Here is an 18,510-nt window from a genome sequence, read left to right as displayed (position 1 = left end):
GCTGAGCTCAACGAAGTTAAAAGCTGGGTAGAGTAAACTTAAACATAAATTGTATGAAATATACCTATCATTTCATTTTTATGGCGTTTGCCCTGCTGTTGATGACAGCCTGTGGCGGCAGTCAAAAAGGACAAAGTACGGACAGTGTAAACAATGATGTAAACAAACTTACCGCTAAGGTCAACGCTCCTTCGGGGCTTACCCTAAGAGCCAAACCCAATAGCGACAGCAAACAAGTAGCCTTATTAGACGATAAAAGTGAGGTTGAAATATTGGACAAAAATGGCCCTGCCGAAACCATAGAAGGCAAAAAAGGCAATTGGTACAAAATAAAAGCGAAAGGGGATGAGGGGTATGTGTTTAGTGCCTTTTTAAAGCTCAAAGGACAAGAAAACGAAAGCGAAGGCTCGCAAGAAGCAGAGCAAAAATCTAAAAAGAAGGAGATAGACTTAAGTAAGTTTACCCGCCCTGCCAACGAAAAAGAGGCTTATGTGGCGGCTCCCTCTGGGATAAGACTGCGTAGTAAGCCCGATGTTGGGTCAGAAGAGGTAATAATAGCACCCTATGATGCCAAACTAGAGGTAGTAGAAAATATAGACATACAACAAAAACCCAAATGCATAGGTGGAATGATAGGGCGATGGATCAAGGTAAAGTACCAAGGCAAGGAGGGGTATGTAGTCAATGCATTTGTGCGAATGTATGCAGGCTCATCGCGTCCGCTTGAGATGGAGGTAGCCACTCCGTCGGGAGTAACATTAAGGGATAAACCCTCTAAAGACGGCAAGCAGGTAACGTTGGCGCCTGAGGGTGCAATGCTAGAGTTGGTAAACGATTGCGCTACTTTAGACAGGTCTAAAACGGTGACAATCGGCGAGCATACGGGTACTTGGATTCAAGTAAAATATAAGGGCAAAGTGGGGTACGTATTTAACGTATTTCTAATGCCTATCATGACTTAGTAAATGTGAAGCAAGCTATATGGAACCCGGAAAAAGAAGCCCATTGATAGACTTCTTTTTCCGGGTTTTCTTTAGGTGCACTGGGTGTAAATAATCTGCGTATTGGGCAAATGTATTTTTTTTTCCCCACCTCGTTCACCTTTAATATAATACAGGTCTACTAGCTCAAGTGGGACTACTTTTTTAAATGTAGCCTTGATTCTGGCGCACTTCTCGTGAAAAGAGTTTTCGCTGCGGTCTACCAGGTTATGAATGCTTTTTTTCATTGCTTCAAAGTCGTTTCTACGGCTAATCCGTTTATAAATAAGCATTAAGTCTTTTTCATAAGTATGTAAGTCATACAAGGTGATTCCCTGAGGATGTTTTAGGAACAAAAAATAGAGCGCCTTGCACAACGGGCTCATTCTCACTTCTACCCGAGTGCTTTTTTGTTGCAGACAGATTTTATGCTGATTTTGATCAATGATTAAAACAGGGATATTCGTTGGTTTAGATGGATTCATAAAGCCTGTATTGAATAATGTGCGAAAAATAATCTTAGTGATCTTTCATAAATAATTTGAGCCATTAAAGTGTATCTATTACCCTCATTCTTCTCAAAAAAAAGTTTCATAGCTTCGGCTATGCACTGTTTTTTTTGAATCGTCTGAGAACAATATATTTTCTTGAATTGGAACATCTTATTTTTTCCAGATCACTTATTTGTAAATAGTCGTTACCAGAAGAGGAAAAATGTTATAGGTTTGAGGCGTTTTTTTTGGTAATACTTTAATTTTTTTATTATTCAACTATTGATTTATGCCGCAGGAAGAGAATTATGAGAGGTTTATTGAAAAACTAAAAAGAAAAGATCAGGACGCCTGGGAAGAGGCTTACGAACTATATTACCCCAAAACAGAAGCATTTTTACGCTCTATTAAATACCCATCTGCTACTTTGAAAGAAGATGCCAAGGATATTTGGCAAGAAACAGTCATTGTGTTGTTTATAAATTTGGCCAAAGGCAAGGTAATGGAAGATCTAGGTGGGTATATTTATGGCATTATCAAACGCAAGGGGTTCAAAAAGCTGAACGAAAAAATGAAAAAAACTGAAATTAAAGATAACAATCTAGTGCCTGAAGAGAACGAGTACGAAAGACTGAATACTTTTAATGAAATTGTACAGGATGTATTCAAAGATATGGCAAAACAAAAGGGGCTGAAGCATTGTATTGACATCATTCGAATGTTTTTTTTGGAAAGGAAAAGAGACCGTGAAATTGCCGAAAAAACCCAGTTAAGTGAAGCTTATATCAGGGTAAGGCGCAGCAAAGTATGTTTGCCCTATTTTAGAAAAGCTTTTGCAAAACATTACAAATTTCCTGACTTACAAAACTAAGTACTTCCTCTGCTAAATCACTAATAATTACTTGCTAACGATATATTTACAGCACAAAGCTTTTAAAAATGGATGATATTACAAGAATTTTAGCCTATTTAGACGGCAAGCTGGAAGGGGCGGAAAAAAAAGCATTTGAAGAAGAGCTCACTACGAATGCCAGCCTGCAACAAGACCTGGAGTTTTACCAAAACTTAAGGCTCGTTGGCGAGGTATTTGGCAAAGGGGGCATCAAAGCTCAATTAGAAAATGTATGGGCTACCAAACAAGCCAGTCAAACCAAGCAGGTAAGCAGTACCTGGCAATATGCAGTAGTAGCAATTGTATTGATAGTAACGGGGGTGTGGGTTGTTTGGCAACTGAACCGTTCGAAAAACTGGTGGCAAAACCAGCAACGATACGCTCAAGTACTGCAACAGCAAAAAAAGCGATACGCCAGCCAACGCCTGCCCGTGCTTGATACACAAATGGCTCAGCAGCGAGGTATAGCAGCGCCTCAAAAAAACCTGCCTGCTATAGATACTTTACTCAAGGCAGGGCAAGAAGTAGTATTTAGCTGGAACAATGCCTCCTTAAAAGGGCAAAAACTTGAGTTAGAAGTGTTTACCAAGGCTACCCAAAGCCAGCCCAAACGTTGGGATTTACCCAAAAATAAGGCGGTTTTTAAAACATCACTTCCCCCAGGGTTTTATTACTGGCGACTCAACATCAAAGGCGAAGAAACTGTTAACTTTGGAAGGTTTTATGTAGTGAAGTAGCTATTAAACGAACAATAGGGCAAAACCAGGTACAGCGCTGAACTTGATTTGGAGAGTTTGAAAACCTGACCTAAAACGGTTGCAAATTGCCAAAGTTATAAGGGCAATGGACACACTCTTACAGACTACCAACTATTGACCAGGAAAAAGCGTATATTGCAAAATATAACTAAATATAAAAAATCACATTATAGATTTTACCTCATGAGTGAAGAAAAGAAAAACCTTACAAAACTTGCTAATCAAGTAATCAACAATCACGTATTGTGGGCAATGGGTGCCGGAGCAGTACCTGTTCCTATTCTGGACATTGCTGCAGTTACTATGATTCAGATAGACATGCTCAAACAACTATGCGCAAACTATGATGTGCCTTATAACGAAAGCCAAGGCAAAAGTATAGTAACTGCCATTTCGGGTAGTGTGCTGGCTCGTTTTGCGGCAAGCGCCATCAAGGGTATTCCTATTATTGGCTCTGCCATTGGTGGAGTATCTATGGTCATACTTTCGGGGGCTTCTACCTATGGCATTGGCAAGGTTTTCCTCAACTACTTTGAAATGGGGCAAGGCTTAGAGGATATTGATGTAGAAGAAGGCAAAAAGAAATACGAAGAGGAGTTTGAAAAAGGAAAAGAGTATGCAGTAACGCTTCACAAAGAGGGTAAGTCCAGCAACCAGGCAGAGGTATTTAAAAAGCTTGACAAACTCAAAAAGCTCAAAGATGCAGGCGTGTTAACCGACGATGAATTTAACAGTAAAAAAGAAGAACTACTGAGCAAGGTGAACTAAATAAGTAGCGGCAAGCCATTGGCAACCTGCCACCACCTTGTGATATATACAATATACAAGCCCCAGTACTGGGGCTTTTTTTATGGTAATTAATTCATTAACACTTGATTAAAAACCCATACAAACTCACTTGTAGTGGTCTTAAGCCCCGACAAGGTTCTAGCGACTAGATGCAAGGTTCTAGTACCTCAACCTCTAAATACCTGATACATTATTTCGGCGATATTCGCACCCTGACTTTACTTAAAAAATATCGCGTAGCTATGGCTATGCTCAATTTTTGAAGTTCGTCAGAGAACAAATCTCATCCAAAATAAATAGTGCATTTACTTAGAGGTTGAGGTACTAGGTACACCTTGTTTAACTCCTTTGAGCTCATCACAGCAAGCTGTAGATTCGGTTCACAGGCAATTAACAAATTCACATCACACTCATTTTCAATAGCTTAACTTGTTAGTTAGAAGGCTTTTAGCAAGACCAACACAATGCACGTTCTTCGCTATCGTTACCCGCTCTCTTGGTCAGCTGCGCTTAAGACCAAGAGGAGGAGACAAGCTTGGTGGTGGCTTTTAGATGTAGGCATACAAAGAATTTAGGATTCTTAACGTCAATAAACTAAGGCTGAATCCAGCTGACGCAACCTTAGTTCTACACTATATTTTTTCGCTTAAAAACAAAAATACGTATTGCGAAAGACCAGTTAGTCAAGTACTGAATTGGGTTTTCCTACTTAAGCGATAGTTGCGTGAAAAAAGCCAAAGATATACGCAGGAATTTAGTACCCACTGGATCAGTTCCTGCCTTTGCGTACTTGTTTGAGGCTCTCTAGGCATACTGTAAAAATAATGATACTCCCCCCAATGACCGTACGCAAAGGCAGCTTTTCGCCAATGAGCAAAACCGCCCACACAATGCCATAAATGGGTTGAACTCCTGCAATAATACTTTGGGTGCTGGCTTTGAAATAACGAATTTTGCTAATAAATACCGTATGCCCTACAGCAGTAGTAGCTACCCCTAACAATGCGATATAGCCCATATTTTGCCAGCTATTTTGCCCATAATTACCTGCCAGGGCGGGCAAGAGTACCACCACCGATACGATGAGTTGGTACAACATAACCACCGATCCCGACACATTGCGCTCTTGCATGTAGCGCTTGCTCATGAGGTTGCGCAGAGCAAGCATAGCCGCTGCAATAACTCCTAATAAAACGCCTAGTGTAGTGTTGTTTTTTAGGCTAAACTCTGGAGTCATAATGACAATGCCCACCGCGATCAGCACTGCGCTTATCAAGTTAAACCAGTCAAACTTTTGCTTAAAAAACAGTGGCTCTATCAAGGTAGTAATGATGGGATAAGTAAACAAAGATATAAAGGCAATGGCTACAGTAGACACCCCAATGGCATAAAAATAAAAAATCATGTGTAGCCCAAAAAAAGCCCCACTGATAAGCCAAAAACGGGTTTCTTTGGCTTTAGGCTTTTGCCAGAGTTTCTGAAAGTGAACATATCCTGCCAAGGCAAGCGCTGCAATGACACAACGCCAAAAAATAGTGTAGGCAGGAGTAGTAGTGACTAGTTTGCCCAATACCCCAGAAGTGCTCAAAAACACCAGTGCAATGTTAAGTTCTATTAAATGTTTGGTTTGTTTCATAAGGGAGATAAACAATAGACCATATTCGTGGATCGGTTTTTATCATTGCAGGCGTTTTCAACGCAAATGCTGAGTTCTACCTTCGGCTAAAAGTAACAAAATATCAGGATGAAAAATCGCCTATAAAACGAAAAGTTATTTTTTGCCCACTCCTTAACAACCTTTTAACAAAGTGAAATTTAGCAAAAATAAAGTCTAGTCTCTCATTTGTTCATTTTATGAGTAAATCAACCATTAGACAGTAGTTTGTTCATCACAAAACGAAAAATTAATTCACTGATTTTCAATGCATTAACCCACTGCTGTATCTAAAGTAAGGAATCTTAAATACCTGTAGTCAATGACGAATAAGGCTAAAAAGTGTCCGGTTTTGTAATACAAGCGTCCGTTTTCGTTCACTTTTAGTCATACAGGTGTTATTTTAAACTCATACAATAAACAATAAAAACCTCATGTCAGGTCTAAAAAACGTCTCCTTTTAATCATTGTTTGCGCATTGTGTCTGGCAAGTATGTCTGGCTTTGGCAAACCACCCAAAAAGAAAAAACCCAATTCGCTACAAGCCACCAAAATCAGTAAAAGACCTCGAATAGACGGAGTGTTGAATGAAAAAATATGGTCAAATGACTCTCACTTTTTCGAGGGCAATTTTATTCAACTGCGCCCCAACAACGGAGCAAAGTCTGCCCAAAAAACCCGGGTAAAAATCGTATACGATGACTTTGCCATTTATGTAGCAGCCAAACTTTATGACAATGAGCCTGGTAAGATTTCGCGTGAACTGGGACCGAGAGATGGCAGAGGCAAAAATACCGATATGTTTGGCATTGCACTGGATACTTATCATAACCGCCAAAATGCGTTCTTTTTTATGGTAACTGCCGCCGGAGTACAGCTTGATATGTTCAACACTCCCCAAAACGAAGATTATAACTGGAATGCGGTTTGGCAAAGTGCAGTAAAGATTACAAAAGAAGGATGGGTAGTAGAACTGGAAATCCCCTACTCTGCGTTGCGTTTTCCTAAAAAAGAGGTGCAAAATTGGGGCATCAATTTTTATCGCGAGATAAGACGTACCCGCGAAGAGTCGTTCTGGAACCGGGTAGACCCTTCGGTAGCTCCGACTTTCCGCACGTATGTTCGGGAAAACAAATAATTGATGTAATCACTTGATTGCAAAAGCATTATTTTTTTATGTCGACCAAAAGTTTTACTTTTTGGTATGCAATCATTTCCCATAAGTAAAAACCTTGACCACTTAGGGTTGGTAAGTGGCATGTGTGATCGTTTAAACTTGAGCTCTAAAATAGATGAGCTTTTACCTAACACCAATGGGCTTCATCAAGTAAGCACAGGTACTTGCGTCAAAGCCTTGATTTTAAATGGTTTAGGTTTTGCCGAGCGTCGCTTATACCTGAGTCCTCATTTTTTTTCTGATAAGCCTGTTGCTCACTTATTAGGAGAAAATCTAAGCGCAGAAATGTTCAATGATGATCGTCTTGGTCGTTGCTTGGATGATTTGTATGCCTTTGGTGTAAGTGAGTTATTCAGCCATTTGGCTGCACAGAGTTATGAAATACTGGGTTTGTCAGAAGAAGTAGACTCAGAGTTTCGCCACTTGGATGCGACCAGTTTTGGGTTGGAAGGGCAATATAATAGTGAACTTAACGAAGCAGAGGTTTCTTGCCTTCACATCACCCAAGGTTACAGCCGGGATCACCGCCCTGACCTAAATCAGGTAATGCTTAACTTGGTAGTAGAAAACTCCTCAGGCATACCTTTGCTTATGGAAGGTTTGCATGGCAATACAAGTGACCAAACAAGCTTTGGTCAAACCATTGATGATTATGTAGAACGTTTGCAGAATAATGGTCAGCCTATATGTTGGGTGGCAGATAGTGCCTTATACACTGAGGAAACCATCGGTAAAATCTCAGGTCGGCATTATTGGATCACCCGTGTTCCTTCCAAGCTTACTGCTGTTCAAGAATTACTCCTACAGGTACAGCCAGAGCATATGCAATTCTTCACAGAAGAAAAATTGAAAAACTACCGCTACCAGAAAGTATGCAACAGCTATGGAGGTGTAAGACAAGAATGGATGGTTGTCTTTTCTGAGGCAGGTTATAAGCGAGATGTTCATAGTTTGAAAAAACGTTACCTAAAAAAAAGCAGTGAAGAGCACCAAGACTTTATCAAGCTTTGCAAAAAGGTTTTTAGCTGTAAACAGGATGCAGAAAAAGCCTGGGAACAATTTTCAAAAAAGTGCCAGTACTTGTCAATAGAAGACCTGAATTTTCAACAAGTCAAGGGGTTTAAAAAACCAGGTAAACCTCCCAAAGGAGCTCAAAAACAGACCATAGGGTATCGTATTACAGGGTGTCCACTAACCAAACTCACACACTATGAACAACTAAGACAAAAACAGGGCAAGTTTGTGATTGCTTCCAATGATACAGCACAAAGGTGGGGGAATGGACATAAACTACTGGCTTACAAAGGACAATCTAATGTCGAGAAAGGTTTTAGGTTTTTGAAAGATAAAGCTTTCCTTGCTGATAGCTTCTTTGTAAAAAAGCCAGAGAGACTTGAAGCTATACTCATGATTATGGCATTGTCGCTGATGGTGTATGCAGCTTTGGAGAGAGAATTAAGAAAAAACCTGCAGCAGGAAAAGGAGTTTGTCCTGGATCAAACTAAAAAAGAAACTCAAAAACCCACAATGAAATGGATTTTCGAGTTTTTTAGAGGCATTCACTGCTTGTGGGTTAATCAAGAACAACCTATGCTCATTCTTAATATGAATGAGATGCATACAAAGGTCATTAGGTTACTGGGGCAAGAAGTTAGGAAATACTATCTCCTTGAATAAACGCCTCATAAACAGTGGTTTAATAAATTACTCGGTTTTAGCTACACAGGTGCGGAAAGTCGGGTAGCTGGCTTTGTCAATCAGTTTGGAGTGCTTGAGGGGCTCCGCAATATCAAGCCACCCACCCGGTTGTCGTTAATGCCTTATGTATCTGGAGCCATCACCAAAGACGACAACAATGGCACAAGTTATTCTTATGGTGGAGGAATGGATTTAAAATACGGGATTAATGAGAGCTTTACCCTGGATATGAGCCTGATACCTGACTTTAGCCAAGTACAATCTGATAACCTGGTAAACAACCTGGGACCTTTTGAAGTGTTTTTTGAAGAAAATCGACCTTTTTTTACCGAAGGAACGGAGTTGTTTGGCAAAGGTAATTTGTTTTATTCGCGGCGGGTAGGTCAAAGCCAGGGCATACTCAGAGAAGACCCGGGCACCCACGACTCTACCACTTTTATGCCGGCAGAAACCCAGTTACTCAATGCTACCAAAATATCGGGACGTACCAAAAGCGGGCTGGGTATTGGAGTTTTCAATGCGGTGACCAAGGCATCTTATGCCAAAGTATACAATAAAGAATCGGGCGAAACCCGTGAAGTGTTGGTAGACCCACTGACCAATTACAGTGTATTTGTGGTAGACCAAAATCTGCGCAACAACTCCAACATTACTTTTTTGAATACCAATGTGGCACGTGCCGGAGGGTTTGAACACGCCAATGTCAATGGACTCGATGTAAGGCTCAACAACAAGCGCAATACTTACCGGGTGTCGGGGTTTGTGGCGGTGAGTCAAAAATACGCCCGAAGCACTACTACTGGCAACTATATTCCTGACTTGGGACATAAATACACCTTACGCTTTGGCAAAACCAGTGGCAACTTTCAGTATGCCATTTCGCGCAATGTAGAAAGCGACAACTACAACCCCAACGACTTGGGCTTTTTGCGGGCACCCAACGACATAAGCCACGAGCTGGAAGTAGGATACATGACCTTTAAGCCCAAAGGCATTGTTAACCGATTTAGCTGGTGGACTGGCATCTGGCATAATCGTCTATATGAACCCAATACTTTTACCGGAGCAGGGCTGTGGACAAATGCTTCGGTAACTTTTACCAACTTTTGGAATATTGTGCTAAACCTAAATGCCTCGCCTGTCGATAATTTTGATTATTTTTCTACCAGGGCACTTGAGCAAGGGCGATATTTTAAAAAACTCCCTTGGATGAGAGGGCGGGTTTCGGTGAGCAGCGACTCGCGTAAAAAATTTGCCGTTAGTGGCAATGCGGGGGTGTGGACGCGCCCCGCCTGGAATCAGGTAGACAACTGGGTGGGTATTTCGCCCCGTTACCGGGTAAACGACCGTTTGTCTTTTCAACATCACCTGTTTTTTATTGCCCGACGCAAAGAACGAGGCTACGCCAATGCAACGAACGACCAACATGAGTTTGGCAATAATGCCATTATTTATGGCAGAAGAAATGTAAAAGAAACTATTAATACTTTTGTGCTAGACTATGCCTTCAATCACTTGATGAACTTCCGGCTAAGGGTAAGGCACTACTGGAGCGATGTACAATACGATAAACTATATAATCTGGAAGCCAACGGCGATTTGTCGCAGCAAATGCCCGCTGAAATCACTGATTTGTCTACTGAGATACGCAACAACAATGTAAATTTCAACGCTTTTAACCTAGACTTTGTGTACAACTGGCAGTTTGCACCAGGCAGTTTTGTAACCTTTGTCTGGAAAAATGCCATCTTGAGTCATGTCGCTGGTATAGCCGAAAACTACGCCTTTGCCGATAATTTTAGACGCAACGTCATGCAAATGCCCCAACGCAATACTTTTTCGCTTAAGGTCATTTACTTTCTCGATTATTTGTATTTGAAGAAGTGGTTTAGGTAAAATAGTTGGCGGCTCCTACAGGGACAAGCTTCGAGCGATAAGCCACAAGTATACCCTGCTCAGCAAGCAGCTACAGGTTTTGAAGGCTTATAAAACCTGTAAACAAAGGTAGGTAGTTCAATGGTTCGCAAAATGTGTTGATTATCTATCCCACTTTACGAGCCATTGAGCTATTAAACAAGCTCTAAAACCATATAATACAAGTCAAAACCCTTTGCCCAATAGTCTTTGGTGACTTCCTGTAGCACAAAACCACACTTTTGGTAAAACTGATAAGCCAGCTGACTGGTACGCACTATTACAGTCGCTATCTCAGGTTTGGTTTTGATGTGATCAAGACGGTGTTGCACCAACTTTGCCCCCCACCCCTTTCCTTGAGCTTCAGGGTGCAGCATGTCCCACGAAATACGAGCGGTTTTATCTGCTATCAAGTAATTGATTCCCCCACAGCCCAACAACTGATGATTTTGTTCGATCACAAAGTAATCTTCTAGTTCATTGGTCAGGTAATGAACAAAGTCGGCTTCTTCGGAAGGGTCAAAAAACGTCGGAGTATTGGCTTGTAACAGTTGTAGCACAGCAGCTTTATCGGCTTGGGTATAAGATCTTATCATATTAGGTTAAGAGTTGTAGTTGTGATGGGTATGTTTATTTAGAGCTGCTTCAGCAACAATTCCGCCATCAGGCTACACCTAATGATTTTGGGTATTTGGTACATCATAAGCAAAGTATAAGCATAAGAGTTGGTAGGCGTTGGTATTTTTAGGTCAATGCCTACGCCATCTACATCTACTATCCCATTAGTTATCTTGGTTTTGCCTACTTCATTACCTGCCTGGTATACCCGGTATTTGTTTAGTTTGTACTGTACCACCCAATAAGCAGGTGGGTGCTGGTTTGCTTTGAACACTTGCATTGTATCGCCCACAAAACGAAGCCGCCATTGAGAAAAGGGAGGAGAAATGGTTTTGGCCAAAATATCTAACCCTTTGACGTTGGTTTCTATCAATGGAGTGTTTGCAGGGGTTTGGTATATTTTAGTAGGGCGCTCAATCAGGGCAATACTGTCTTTGCTTTGCCATAGTTTTTCAGGGGTTTGAATCAATACTTGCTGCTCGTTCCAGATAAACTTTACAATGCGATTGCCTTTTTTATCTTTCACAATTACTTTTTGCCAGGAGCCCACCTTATGTACTGTCTCCCGATTGTCCGATGCTGAATTGCAGCCTGTCAACAGTATACAAACCAGCGTCAGCCAACCACCAAGAATTACTTGTAATGAGTAATGACACATACACGTTTTTAAAACTCCTCTGGTTTTACCGACCCAAACACCAACCCTCCCAATACTTTCGGAAAAAAGTAAGTAGCTTTTGCTGGCATTGTATTTCCACTTTTGCACACATTTTTTATCTCTTCAAAAGTCACTTTACGGGTAAGCACTGCCAACTGTTCGGTGCCCTCTTGCACTTGCTTGATGCACTCACGGTAGTTTTGCGAAAAACTCAAGTACTCAAACTGGTTGCTCCACGGAAACCCCATGATACGGTCAAAGATAAAATAATGCATCACCGACACATCCAGTTTTTTTACTACCTCTGGTATTTCCAGGTCAAAGTCGTTGAGCGCTTCGGGTTTTAAAGATAAGATATAAGAGCTATTCTTAAAAATAAGGACAAATTTCCAGAGATTATCGGTAGGCGCAGCCGCTCCCAATGCTTGTTTGATGTCTTCTTTGAGGGTTACCTCAAAATATTGTTCAAGCTTTTTCAATAATTGAGCTTCACTCATTCCCTTTGGCAAACGGTGCACCATACGATGGGTAGGCAATATGCCCAAGTCGCTCGATGCAGTATTGGTAAGCCACATCATGTGGTAATTGTATGGCTCATTGCCTTGGTGATAGGGGTTGTTATTTTGAAGGGTATTTTTATAATTAAGCGAGCTTTCGTACCGATGGTGACCATCTGCCAGAAACACTTTTTTGGTACGCAAAATTTGCATAAACGTATTGACCACTTGTTGGTCTTGAATAATGCTTACAACATGACGGGTTTGGTGGGCGTCAGTAATGTCGTATATTGGATGTTCGATGCTTTCGTCCAAGTAGTGTTCCAGAAGTTCTTCATCGTCGGTATACAAACCATGGGTGGGTGTAGTGTGCATATCGGTGTGCTGCAACAACCCTGTACGAAACTTTACTGCTGCGGGTACAGTCATTTCGTGAGGCAATACCACCTGGTCTTCAAAATCGGAGGTTCTAATCAGGCAAACAAAACCCTTGCGACAAGACATCTTTTTATCGCCTTTGCTCTGAAAATACTGATAATATACATAAATACCAGGCAAGTTGTCCTGACGTATTACGCCGTCTAATTTCCAGTTGCTTATTCTACGGCTGATGTTTTCAAAAGGAGGAGCATCGCTGGGCGATGCAATATGAAAGTTGTGGTAAGGCTCTTGGTAAAGAGCCGCTTCTTGTTGTTGAAAAATAGTTTCGGATAACGGGGCACTTAAACTGAGCAACTTTTCAGTTAAAAACTCATTATAACGCCATGCCTTAAAAGGTAAAATTTCTGCCATACTTGATCTACACAAAGGTTCTTCTACAAGCAGCAAAAGTACAACTTTTTACCAGAAATTAATGATTGACCAAAATAAAAAAGTACCACGCATCATTGTCGCTATAGGGTTCATTTTCAGTGGGCTAAAACCGAACCTGGGCTTTGGGCAACCAGCGACGTATTTTTTCTATCTCTTGTTGGCTCAGTGGGTTATGCTCTAGTGAAAGACTGGTCAGCTTGGTCAGTTTACGCATGCTGTCGGGCAATCGGGTGATTTGATTGTAGCTCAAGGTTAAAAACTCCATTTGGTTAAGTTTACCTATGTCTTCGGGCAACTGGGTGATTTGATTGTGGCTTACGTCTAACCAACGCATGTTGTGCATGGCAAGCACCTCGGGGGGAACTTGAGTAAGGCGATTACCCACAAGCGATATACGTTCTAGGTTTTGTAGCTGAGTAAAAGATGCTGGAAATCCTGCCAAACGATTACCGTCCAGGTAAATACGTTTAAGGCTACTCAAGTTGCCCATTTCGGCGGGTAGTTGATCAAAATTGTTGAAAGGTAAAAATAAAAATTTTAGCTTAGGCAATTTGCCCAGGGCAGGGGGAATGGTGTCGAGTTTTTGCCGACTTAGGTTGAGCTTTTCAGTGTGGGCAAAAAGGCTGGTAAAATCATTGGAAAGACATTCTATAATATATTTCTCGGCAAGTTCCTGACTTAATAAAGGGGGTACTCCGCTGCCACGCATCAACTCAAACGCCAACGCCTGGTTTGCCTTGTCAATACTATATAGCAAGCTTTTTATTTTACTTGTGTACTCTTGCTCTTCCATTGCTCATTGTTAAGTTTAGGTTTGCTTCCTCATATACTTCAAACGGAATAAAAAGTCGAATTTTTGTATTGCTTCCCAGCTCCATGTTGTTTCTTAGCTTTGTTCTTGGCGAAGTGAGACCAAAGCTAAGAAACGTTTTTCTATAGGGGGGGTACATTGTCTTGGGAGGCAACCCACTCGTCATTGAAAAGTAAGCGTACAACTGCCACAACATTTATAAATTAGGCACCACCTTAAGCTCAAGCCAGCGTTCGTTCAATGCCTGTAGGTACTCCAGTCCATAGTTGCTCGATTCCAGGTTTTGGTAAAGACAGTCGGGCAGGTTTTTTTCTATCCGGGCAGTGTTTGAAGCCGCACCCAAGGCTATAGTGGCCACAGTGTCTACATCGCCCGTAAAAGCAATGCAAGCCTTGAGCATATCGGCAAGGTTGTCATGTTTACTGAGCACTGTCAGGGCAGCCCTTACACTCATCCAGCCTTTTTGCCCCACAAACTCATCATACGCCACATTCCAATCGCCAGGCACCTGACTTACAATAAATTCGCCCAAATCACTGAGTTCGCCTATTTCATAAATACAATAATGGGTAGCCAATGCGGTAGCCAGAGAAGCTTGTATGCCTAATGGAGTATTGTGAGAAACTTTTGCTTGAATAGTCACCCGTTCTACCAATTCGGGCAAGTCATGGATAATACCCAAAGGACAAGCACGCATGGCGGCCCCACTAGTGTCGCTGTTGGGGTCAATATTTTTGAGAAACTCTGCCCCGTTAGCCGAAGCATTCAAAGCGATTTTTACCCGCCTTGAGTATCCTTTGCGAGGATCACGGTGATACACTTCTACCAGCTTGCCCGCAATATTTTCAGGCGTCCATTCTGTTCCTTCTACCAACAACTCAGCAATGGCAATTGTTTGCTGGGTATCGTCGGTATAACTTCCCGGAGATATGGCGTCGTCTCTTACTGCTATATACTGCAAATGATTGTGCTGTTCTACCAATTCGGGGTCAGCAAATTCAAACTGTGCTCCGTAGGCATCCCCTATAGCTAATTCTACTAACATAAAACATGGGCTAAATGAGTGGTTTACAAATGCCTTAAGATATGCATTTACCCTCATTATTCCTATTTTTCAATACGATTACTGCTTGTTCAAAGCCGTCAGTATTTTATTTGCCCGCGACTTAAACCCTGCCGAAGCATAGGGAAGCTGGTACTTGATTAGCAGCTTGAGTTCATTTGCCAGTGCAGGTTCTTTTTGGGTAACGTTGTATAGGTTGGTCATAGCAAACACCTTGACAGCAATGGCTGCTTTAGGGTCTTCCATATATTTAAAGCATACCTCGGCAAGCGTACCCAGCAATGCTTCTGGCACCTCTACATTTTGGAGCACCCGCAAGGCATTACGTTGCACGGCTACGGGCACCTCCTCTCCTTGCAGGTTTTCTATCATAGACTTTAGGTGTGGGGTGAGCAACTCAGGGTATTGGTCGGCGCACTTAGACAGTACCCAGGCAGCCCTTTGCACCACCAGGGATTCACCTTGTAAAAACAAAGCCATCAATTGAGCAAAACGGTGAGGGTCTGCCCCAATGTAATTGGCTATAGCCAAGGCATTTTCTTTGGAGTTTTCTCTAATCAATTCGTCTTCGATGTTCATTGTTTTTTTTTAACTTTCTTTTGGTACAAACAGCGTTGAATGGGTGATGATGGCTGTTTATTTTCAGTGCCAAAAAGAAGCTACATGGCATCCATCAACGAGTCTACTCACCCGCCCCAATTCTTTGCTTGCTATCAGTGGTAATGTCAAGCGTGAGGTGAAGAATTTTAAATACTTTGCCTTCTTGATTTTTGACAGGAAAAAAGCTGCCCTGAAGTTTTATTTTTGACTTATCTTTTGCTAAATACTCATAAATACCCTCAATGTGTTCGCCTTTGCCCAAGGTTTCCCAAAGCTTTTTGTATGCCTTGGTCTGGGCAAAACCAGCATCTACCAACACTTGGTGGTGTTGTCCGGCAAGCTCTTCCACACCATCATATTTGGCAAACTCAAGAAACAATTCATTGACACTTAATATTTCGCCAGTAGGCGCTAACTCCACTACTCCTGCGATCAGGTTTACTACCTCTAATTGGGCGCTCATCTCATTGGTTTTAATCTCAAGCTCTTCGCGTACTTTTTCAAGGTCGGCAATGTTTTGTTTAATCTGAGCGGCTTGCTCCCGTTCTTTGGTAATGTCATACGCCAATACCAAAATCTTAGACAAATTGTTGCGGGCATCGGTAATGGGGTAATAACTTCCCCTGAGCCACACTACTTTTTCATCCCTGGTAATTCCTTTGAACTCCCCTTCTACAAACTCATTTTTATACAACTGTTGCCATAGTTTTCGGTAAGGTTTGCTTTTGGCATAACCATCTCTTACCAATACCTCGTGGTGTTGCCCAACCAAATCGTTTTTAGCATAATTAAATATCTCGGCAAACTTGTCATTCATGGACAAAATCACCCCATCTCTATCCATATTAATCATGGCAATAGACAGGTTAATTGCCTGAAGCTGCCCTTGGTACTCTTTTGCCCTGGTTTCCAGTTCGTCCTGCAGTTTTTGCATCTGCTTAATGCTTTGTTGACTTTCCAACTCACGGGTTTGTAGTTCTTCCAGGTTTTGTTTGATTTGCTGCTCTTGCAATTTTTGCAAACTAATGTCCCAGCCAATCATCATAATGGTTTGTGACATAGAGTGCGCACCGCTCACGTCACGGACAACACTAGGGGGGGCACTGTGGGTGGTAGTAGTCGGGGTACCCTCCGATTGAGGCGAAGTAGTGGGGAGTTGTTTTGTACCAGAGGCATATATTGGCTTGGTCGATGGTTTTTTCTTTTGTTCGGTGGCAAGGCAATAATAGTTTGCCCGTAACCAAAACGTGGCTCCATCTTTAGTCACCAGTTTATGCTCAGTTTCGTGGTAAGCTTCTTCGTGTACCTTGCGCCAAAACTGTTTGTAGTCTTCAGACTCTGCCACTTTTACCGGCAGCAAAGAGCTGTGGTGCTGCCCAACGAGTTCGTCTTTGGTGTATTTAGATAGTTTAAGGAACTTTTTATTTACCTGGGTGATCTCTCCTTCCTCGGTATATTCTACCACCAGCATAGAGAGGTTAATGGCATTAAACTGCGCCTGGAACTCGGCCGCCCTACGCTCTATTTCCAATTGAGTTTGTTCTATTTGGGCAGTATTGCGTTGCAACTCATCGGTCATTTCACGCGATTGTTTCAAGAGTTTTTGGGTGCGTAGCATACTGCGGATGTTTTGTAACATAGACGCAATATTTTTGCCCAACCGCTCTAAAAAATGGCGATGCAACTCGCTCATAGCACTTAGGCTGGCAAGCTCCAGTACTCCCTGAATTTTTTCATTGTAGAGCAATGGTACCACAATCAGGCTTTTATTGCTTATTTTTGACAAGGCAGACTCCACCGTTGCCGAATCAATGGGTAAGTCTTCGAGGTAGTGGGTTTTCTTGGTTTTTACAATTTGCCCCAGCACCCCTTCGCCTATATAAAAGCTTGATTTTTTTACTGTTTTAGGTGTGCAGGCATAGCCACCCTTCATTTCTATCCGGTCTTTGTCTTCGTCGTACACATACAGTGCCGCCTGAGAACCATTCAATAAATCGGCAAGATTCAGTAAAACCACATCGGTAAACTCTTCCAGGCTTTTGTCGTAGTTTAAGCGCATCAAGTCGTCAAACTTAGACAAATTGGACTCCAGCCATTGAGTGCGTTCCATGTCTTGCTGGCGTTGTCGCAACTCTTGCTCTACCTTTTTCATCGCCTCCTGGCTGTCTCTGATTTTGCGCGACTGTACGTTCATTTCGTCTTGAGTAGCTTGCAACTCTTCCATGTTTTGCCGAAGCTCTTCCTCGGTGGTTTGTGAGGTTTCGAGTGCACGTTGCAGGTCTTCAGTCTTGTTTTTCACATTGTTTTCAAGCTCTTCGTTGGCTTGAGCTATTTGTTTTTGCTGTGCTATCAGGCTACGTTTCGACAACATCTCCTTGATGGTTTGAATCTGCATAAAATACGCCCAGCTACTGCACAAAACCACCTGAATGCTCAAAATACCAAAATAAGCAATGAGGCGATCGTATAAAATCACTTGTTGCTTTCCTTCCGTGGCAAAAAACAACTCACGGGTAGCTTTTACAAACTCAGTTTCCATTACAAAGTCGAGAAAACTACCTATATTGGCTCCCGTAAAAAGCTCTACGTAACTCAGCACAATAGGAAGGGTAATGACCCCAAACAAAAAAATGGCTCCTGGCCAAATTGCCCTCCAGTCCTGGTACACGATCATAATGGTAAAGGCAATAAAAAAGAAAAAACGCCCTTCGTCTATTTTCTGCCCCTGTACCTGAAGCTGGTAAAACAACAAAAATGCAAACATCTGCAAACATATCCCTGCTATTACCCTGGTAAAAAACTTACGGGGGCGAAAGGTAACGCTTAACCCAAACAATCCTACTGCAGTAAGCCCGGCGGTGAGGGTTTCTGCCCATATATTCTGAAAAATAAGGGCAATGATCAAGGCAACTACTAAGTGCAAACCGATGAACACGGTCATCACTTTATCGCCACGCTTATAGACCTCTTGCAAGGCATCTTGCACATCTTTTTTGGCAACTTTACCCTTCGGCAAATCGTCCTGATTGCCATAGAGGTTTTTTTTTATGTTCAGTTTTTGAATAATTTTGGAAGTAATAGATGCCAACATTGTAAA

Annotated in this window: 16 protein-coding genes; 7 read left to right on the top strand and 9 right to left on the bottom strand. The window is 41.9% G+C overall.

The features are described from left to right. Positions 1 to 53: 53 nt before the first annotated feature. A complete protein-coding gene (locus M23134_RS08860; protein ID WP_002695604.1) occupies positions 54 to 962 on the top strand; it encodes an SH3 domain-containing protein in 909 nt (302 codons plus the stop codon). A 71-nt stretch (positions 963 to 1,033) separates the two neighbouring features. Here M23134_RS08860 and M23134_RS08855 read toward each other — a convergent pair whose 3' ends face one another. Then, positions 1,034 to 1,465, bottom strand: a complete 432-nt coding sequence (locus tag M23134_RS08855; protein ID WP_157558401.1) for a hypothetical protein — start codon at positions 1,463 to 1,465, stop codon at positions 1,034 to 1,036. 295 nt (positions 1,466 to 1,760) lie between these two features. Between M23134_RS08855 and M23134_RS08845 the strand changes: the two genes are divergently transcribed. From M23134_RS08845 to M23134_RS08835, 3 genes are all read left to right on the top strand, one after another. Next, positions 1,761 to 2,342: an RNA polymerase sigma factor gene (locus M23134_RS08845; RefSeq protein ID WP_002695599.1), complete on the top strand. Its 582-nt coding sequence runs from the start codon at positions 1,761 to 1,763 to the stop codon at positions 2,340 to 2,342. A gap of 68 nt (positions 2,343 to 2,410) precedes the next feature. Next, positions 2,411 to 3,100 carry an anti-sigma factor gene (locus M23134_RS08840; protein WP_002695597.1) on the top strand — a complete coding sequence of 230 codons (690 nt, stop codon included), beginning with the start codon at positions 2,411 to 2,413 and terminating at the stop codon, positions 3,098 to 3,100. 204 nt (positions 3,101 to 3,304) lie between these two features. Then, a complete protein-coding gene (locus M23134_RS08835; RefSeq protein WP_002695595.1) occupies positions 3,305 to 3,889 on the top strand; it encodes a YcjF family protein in 585 nt (194 codons plus the stop codon). A 790-nt stretch (positions 3,890 to 4,679) separates the two neighbouring features. Here M23134_RS08835 and M23134_RS08830 read toward each other — a convergent pair. Beyond that, on the bottom strand, positions 4,680 to 5,546 hold the full coding sequence (locus M23134_RS08830; RefSeq protein WP_002695587.1) for a DMT family transporter: 867 nt from the start codon (positions 5,544 to 5,546) through the stop codon (positions 4,680 to 4,682). Between the two features lie 496 nt (positions 5,547 to 6,042). On the opposite strand from M23134_RS08830, the gene M23134_RS08825 reads away from it, so the two are divergent. From M23134_RS08825 to M23134_RS08815, 3 genes are all read left to right on the top strand, one after another. Continuing rightward, the gene (locus tag M23134_RS08825) at positions 6,043 to 6,702 is read left to right on the top strand and encodes a carbohydrate binding family 9 domain-containing protein (protein ID WP_232296793.1); all 660 of its coding nucleotides are present in this window, start codon (positions 6,043 to 6,045) and stop codon (positions 6,700 to 6,702) included. A 66-nt stretch (positions 6,703 to 6,768) separates the two neighbouring features. Then, positions 6,769 to 8,418, top strand: a complete 1,650-nt coding sequence (locus M23134_RS08820) for an IS1634 family transposase (protein ID WP_002695583.1) — start codon at positions 6,769 to 6,771, stop codon at positions 8,416 to 8,418. Positions 8,419 to 8,508: 90 nt separating this feature from the next. Beyond that, positions 8,509 to 10,335 carry a DUF5916 domain-containing protein gene (locus tag M23134_RS08815; RefSeq protein WP_002695581.1) on the top strand — a complete coding sequence of 609 codons (1,827 nt, stop codon included), beginning with the start codon at positions 8,509 to 8,511 and terminating at the stop codon, positions 10,333 to 10,335. 173 nt (positions 10,336 to 10,508) lie between these two features. Here M23134_RS08815 and M23134_RS08810 read toward each other — a convergent pair whose 3' ends face one another. From M23134_RS08810 to M23134_RS08780, 7 genes are all read right to left on the bottom strand, one after another. After that, a complete protein-coding gene (locus M23134_RS08810; RefSeq protein WP_002695579.1) occupies positions 10,509 to 10,949 on the bottom strand; it encodes a GNAT family N-acetyltransferase in 441 nt (146 codons plus the stop codon). Positions 10,950 to 10,987: 38 nt separating this feature from the next. Continuing rightward, positions 10,988 to 11,629 carry a hypothetical protein gene (locus M23134_RS08805; RefSeq protein ID WP_045113258.1) on the bottom strand — a complete coding sequence of 214 codons (642 nt, stop codon included), beginning with the start codon at positions 11,627 to 11,629 and terminating at the stop codon, positions 10,988 to 10,990. 8 nt (positions 11,630 to 11,637) lie between these two features. Further along, positions 11,638 to 12,918: a DUF1015 domain-containing protein gene (locus tag M23134_RS08800; protein ID WP_002695576.1), complete on the bottom strand. Its 1,281-nt coding sequence runs from the start codon at positions 12,916 to 12,918 to the stop codon at positions 11,638 to 11,640. 124 nt (positions 12,919 to 13,042) lie between these two features. Further along, on the bottom strand, positions 13,043 to 13,732 hold the full coding sequence (locus M23134_RS08795) for a leucine-rich repeat domain-containing protein (protein ID WP_002695575.1): 690 nt from the start codon (positions 13,730 to 13,732) through the stop codon (positions 13,043 to 13,045). 214 nt (positions 13,733 to 13,946) lie between these two features. Further along, entirely contained in the window at positions 13,947 to 14,795 is an 849-nt protein-coding gene (locus M23134_RS08790) for an ADP-ribosylglycohydrolase family protein (protein WP_002695574.1), read from the bottom strand. Between the two features lie 78 nt (positions 14,796 to 14,873). Further along, positions 14,874 to 15,392, bottom strand: coding sequence for a hypothetical protein (locus tag M23134_RS08785; protein ID WP_002695573.1), 519 nt, complete (start codon positions 15,390 to 15,392; stop codon positions 14,874 to 14,876). A 103-nt stretch (positions 15,393 to 15,495) separates the two neighbouring features. Then, positions 15,496 to 18,504, bottom strand: a complete 3,009-nt coding sequence (locus M23134_RS08780) for a PAS domain-containing protein (RefSeq protein ID WP_002695572.1) — start codon at positions 18,502 to 18,504, stop codon at positions 15,496 to 15,498. Between the last annotated feature and the right edge of the window lie 6 nt (positions 18,505 to 18,510).

This window comes from Microscilla marina ATCC 23134 (genome assembly GCF_000169175.1).
GTDB classification, from domain to species: domain Bacteria; phylum Bacteroidota; class Bacteroidia; order Cytophagales; family Microscillaceae; genus Microscilla; species Microscilla marina.
This window is presented reverse-complemented; position numbering and strand designations above follow the sequence as displayed.

Excerpts from the sequence above, each read along its gene's own strand:
- M23134_RS08840 (WP_002695597.1), top strand. The coding sequence starts at position 2,411 with ATGGATGATATTACAAGAATTTTAGCCTATTTAGACGGCAAGCTGGAA.
- M23134_RS08800 (WP_002695576.1), bottom strand. The coding sequence starts at position 12,918 with ATGGCAGAAATTTTACCTTTTAAGGCATGGCGTTATAATGAGTTTTTA.
- M23134_RS08820 (WP_002695583.1), top strand. The coding sequence starts at position 6,769 with ATGCAATCATTTCCCATAAGTAAAAACCTTGACCACTTAGGGTTGGTA.
- M23134_RS08790 (WP_002695574.1), bottom strand. The coding sequence starts at position 14,795 with ATGTTAGTAGAATTAGCTATAGGGGATGCCTACGGAGCACAGTTTGAA.
- M23134_RS08785 (WP_002695573.1), bottom strand. The coding sequence starts at position 15,392 with ATGAACATCGAAGACGAATTGATTAGAGAAAACTCCAAAGAAAATGCC.
- M23134_RS08845 (WP_002695599.1), top strand. The coding sequence starts at position 1,761 with ATGCCGCAGGAAGAGAATTATGAGAGGTTTATTGAAAAACTAAAAAGA.
- M23134_RS08830 (WP_002695587.1), bottom strand. The coding sequence starts at position 5,546 with ATGAAACAAACCAAACATTTAATAGAACTTAACATTGCACTGGTGTTT.
- M23134_RS08795 (WP_002695575.1), bottom strand. The coding sequence starts at position 13,732 with ATGGAAGAGCAAGAGTACACAAGTAAAATAAAAAGCTTGCTATATAGT.
- M23134_RS08860 (WP_002695604.1), top strand. The coding sequence starts at position 54 with ATGAAATATACCTATCATTTCATTTTTATGGCGTTTGCCCTGCTGTTG.
- M23134_RS08835 (WP_002695595.1), top strand. The coding sequence starts at position 3,305 with ATGAGTGAAGAAAAGAAAAACCTTACAAAACTTGCTAATCAAGTAATC.
- M23134_RS08855 (WP_157558401.1), bottom strand. The coding sequence starts at position 1,465 with ATGAATCCATCTAAACCAACGAATATCCCTGTTTTAATCATTGATCAA.
- M23134_RS08780 (WP_002695572.1), bottom strand. The coding sequence starts at position 18,504 with ATGTTGGCATCTATTACTTCCAAAATTATTCAAAAACTGAACATAAAA.
- M23134_RS08805 (WP_045113258.1), bottom strand. The coding sequence starts at position 11,629 with ATGTGTCATTACTCATTACAAGTAATTCTTGGTGGTTGGCTGACGCTG.
- M23134_RS08810 (WP_002695579.1), bottom strand. The coding sequence starts at position 10,949 with ATGATAAGATCTTATACCCAAGCCGATAAAGCTGCTGTGCTACAACTG.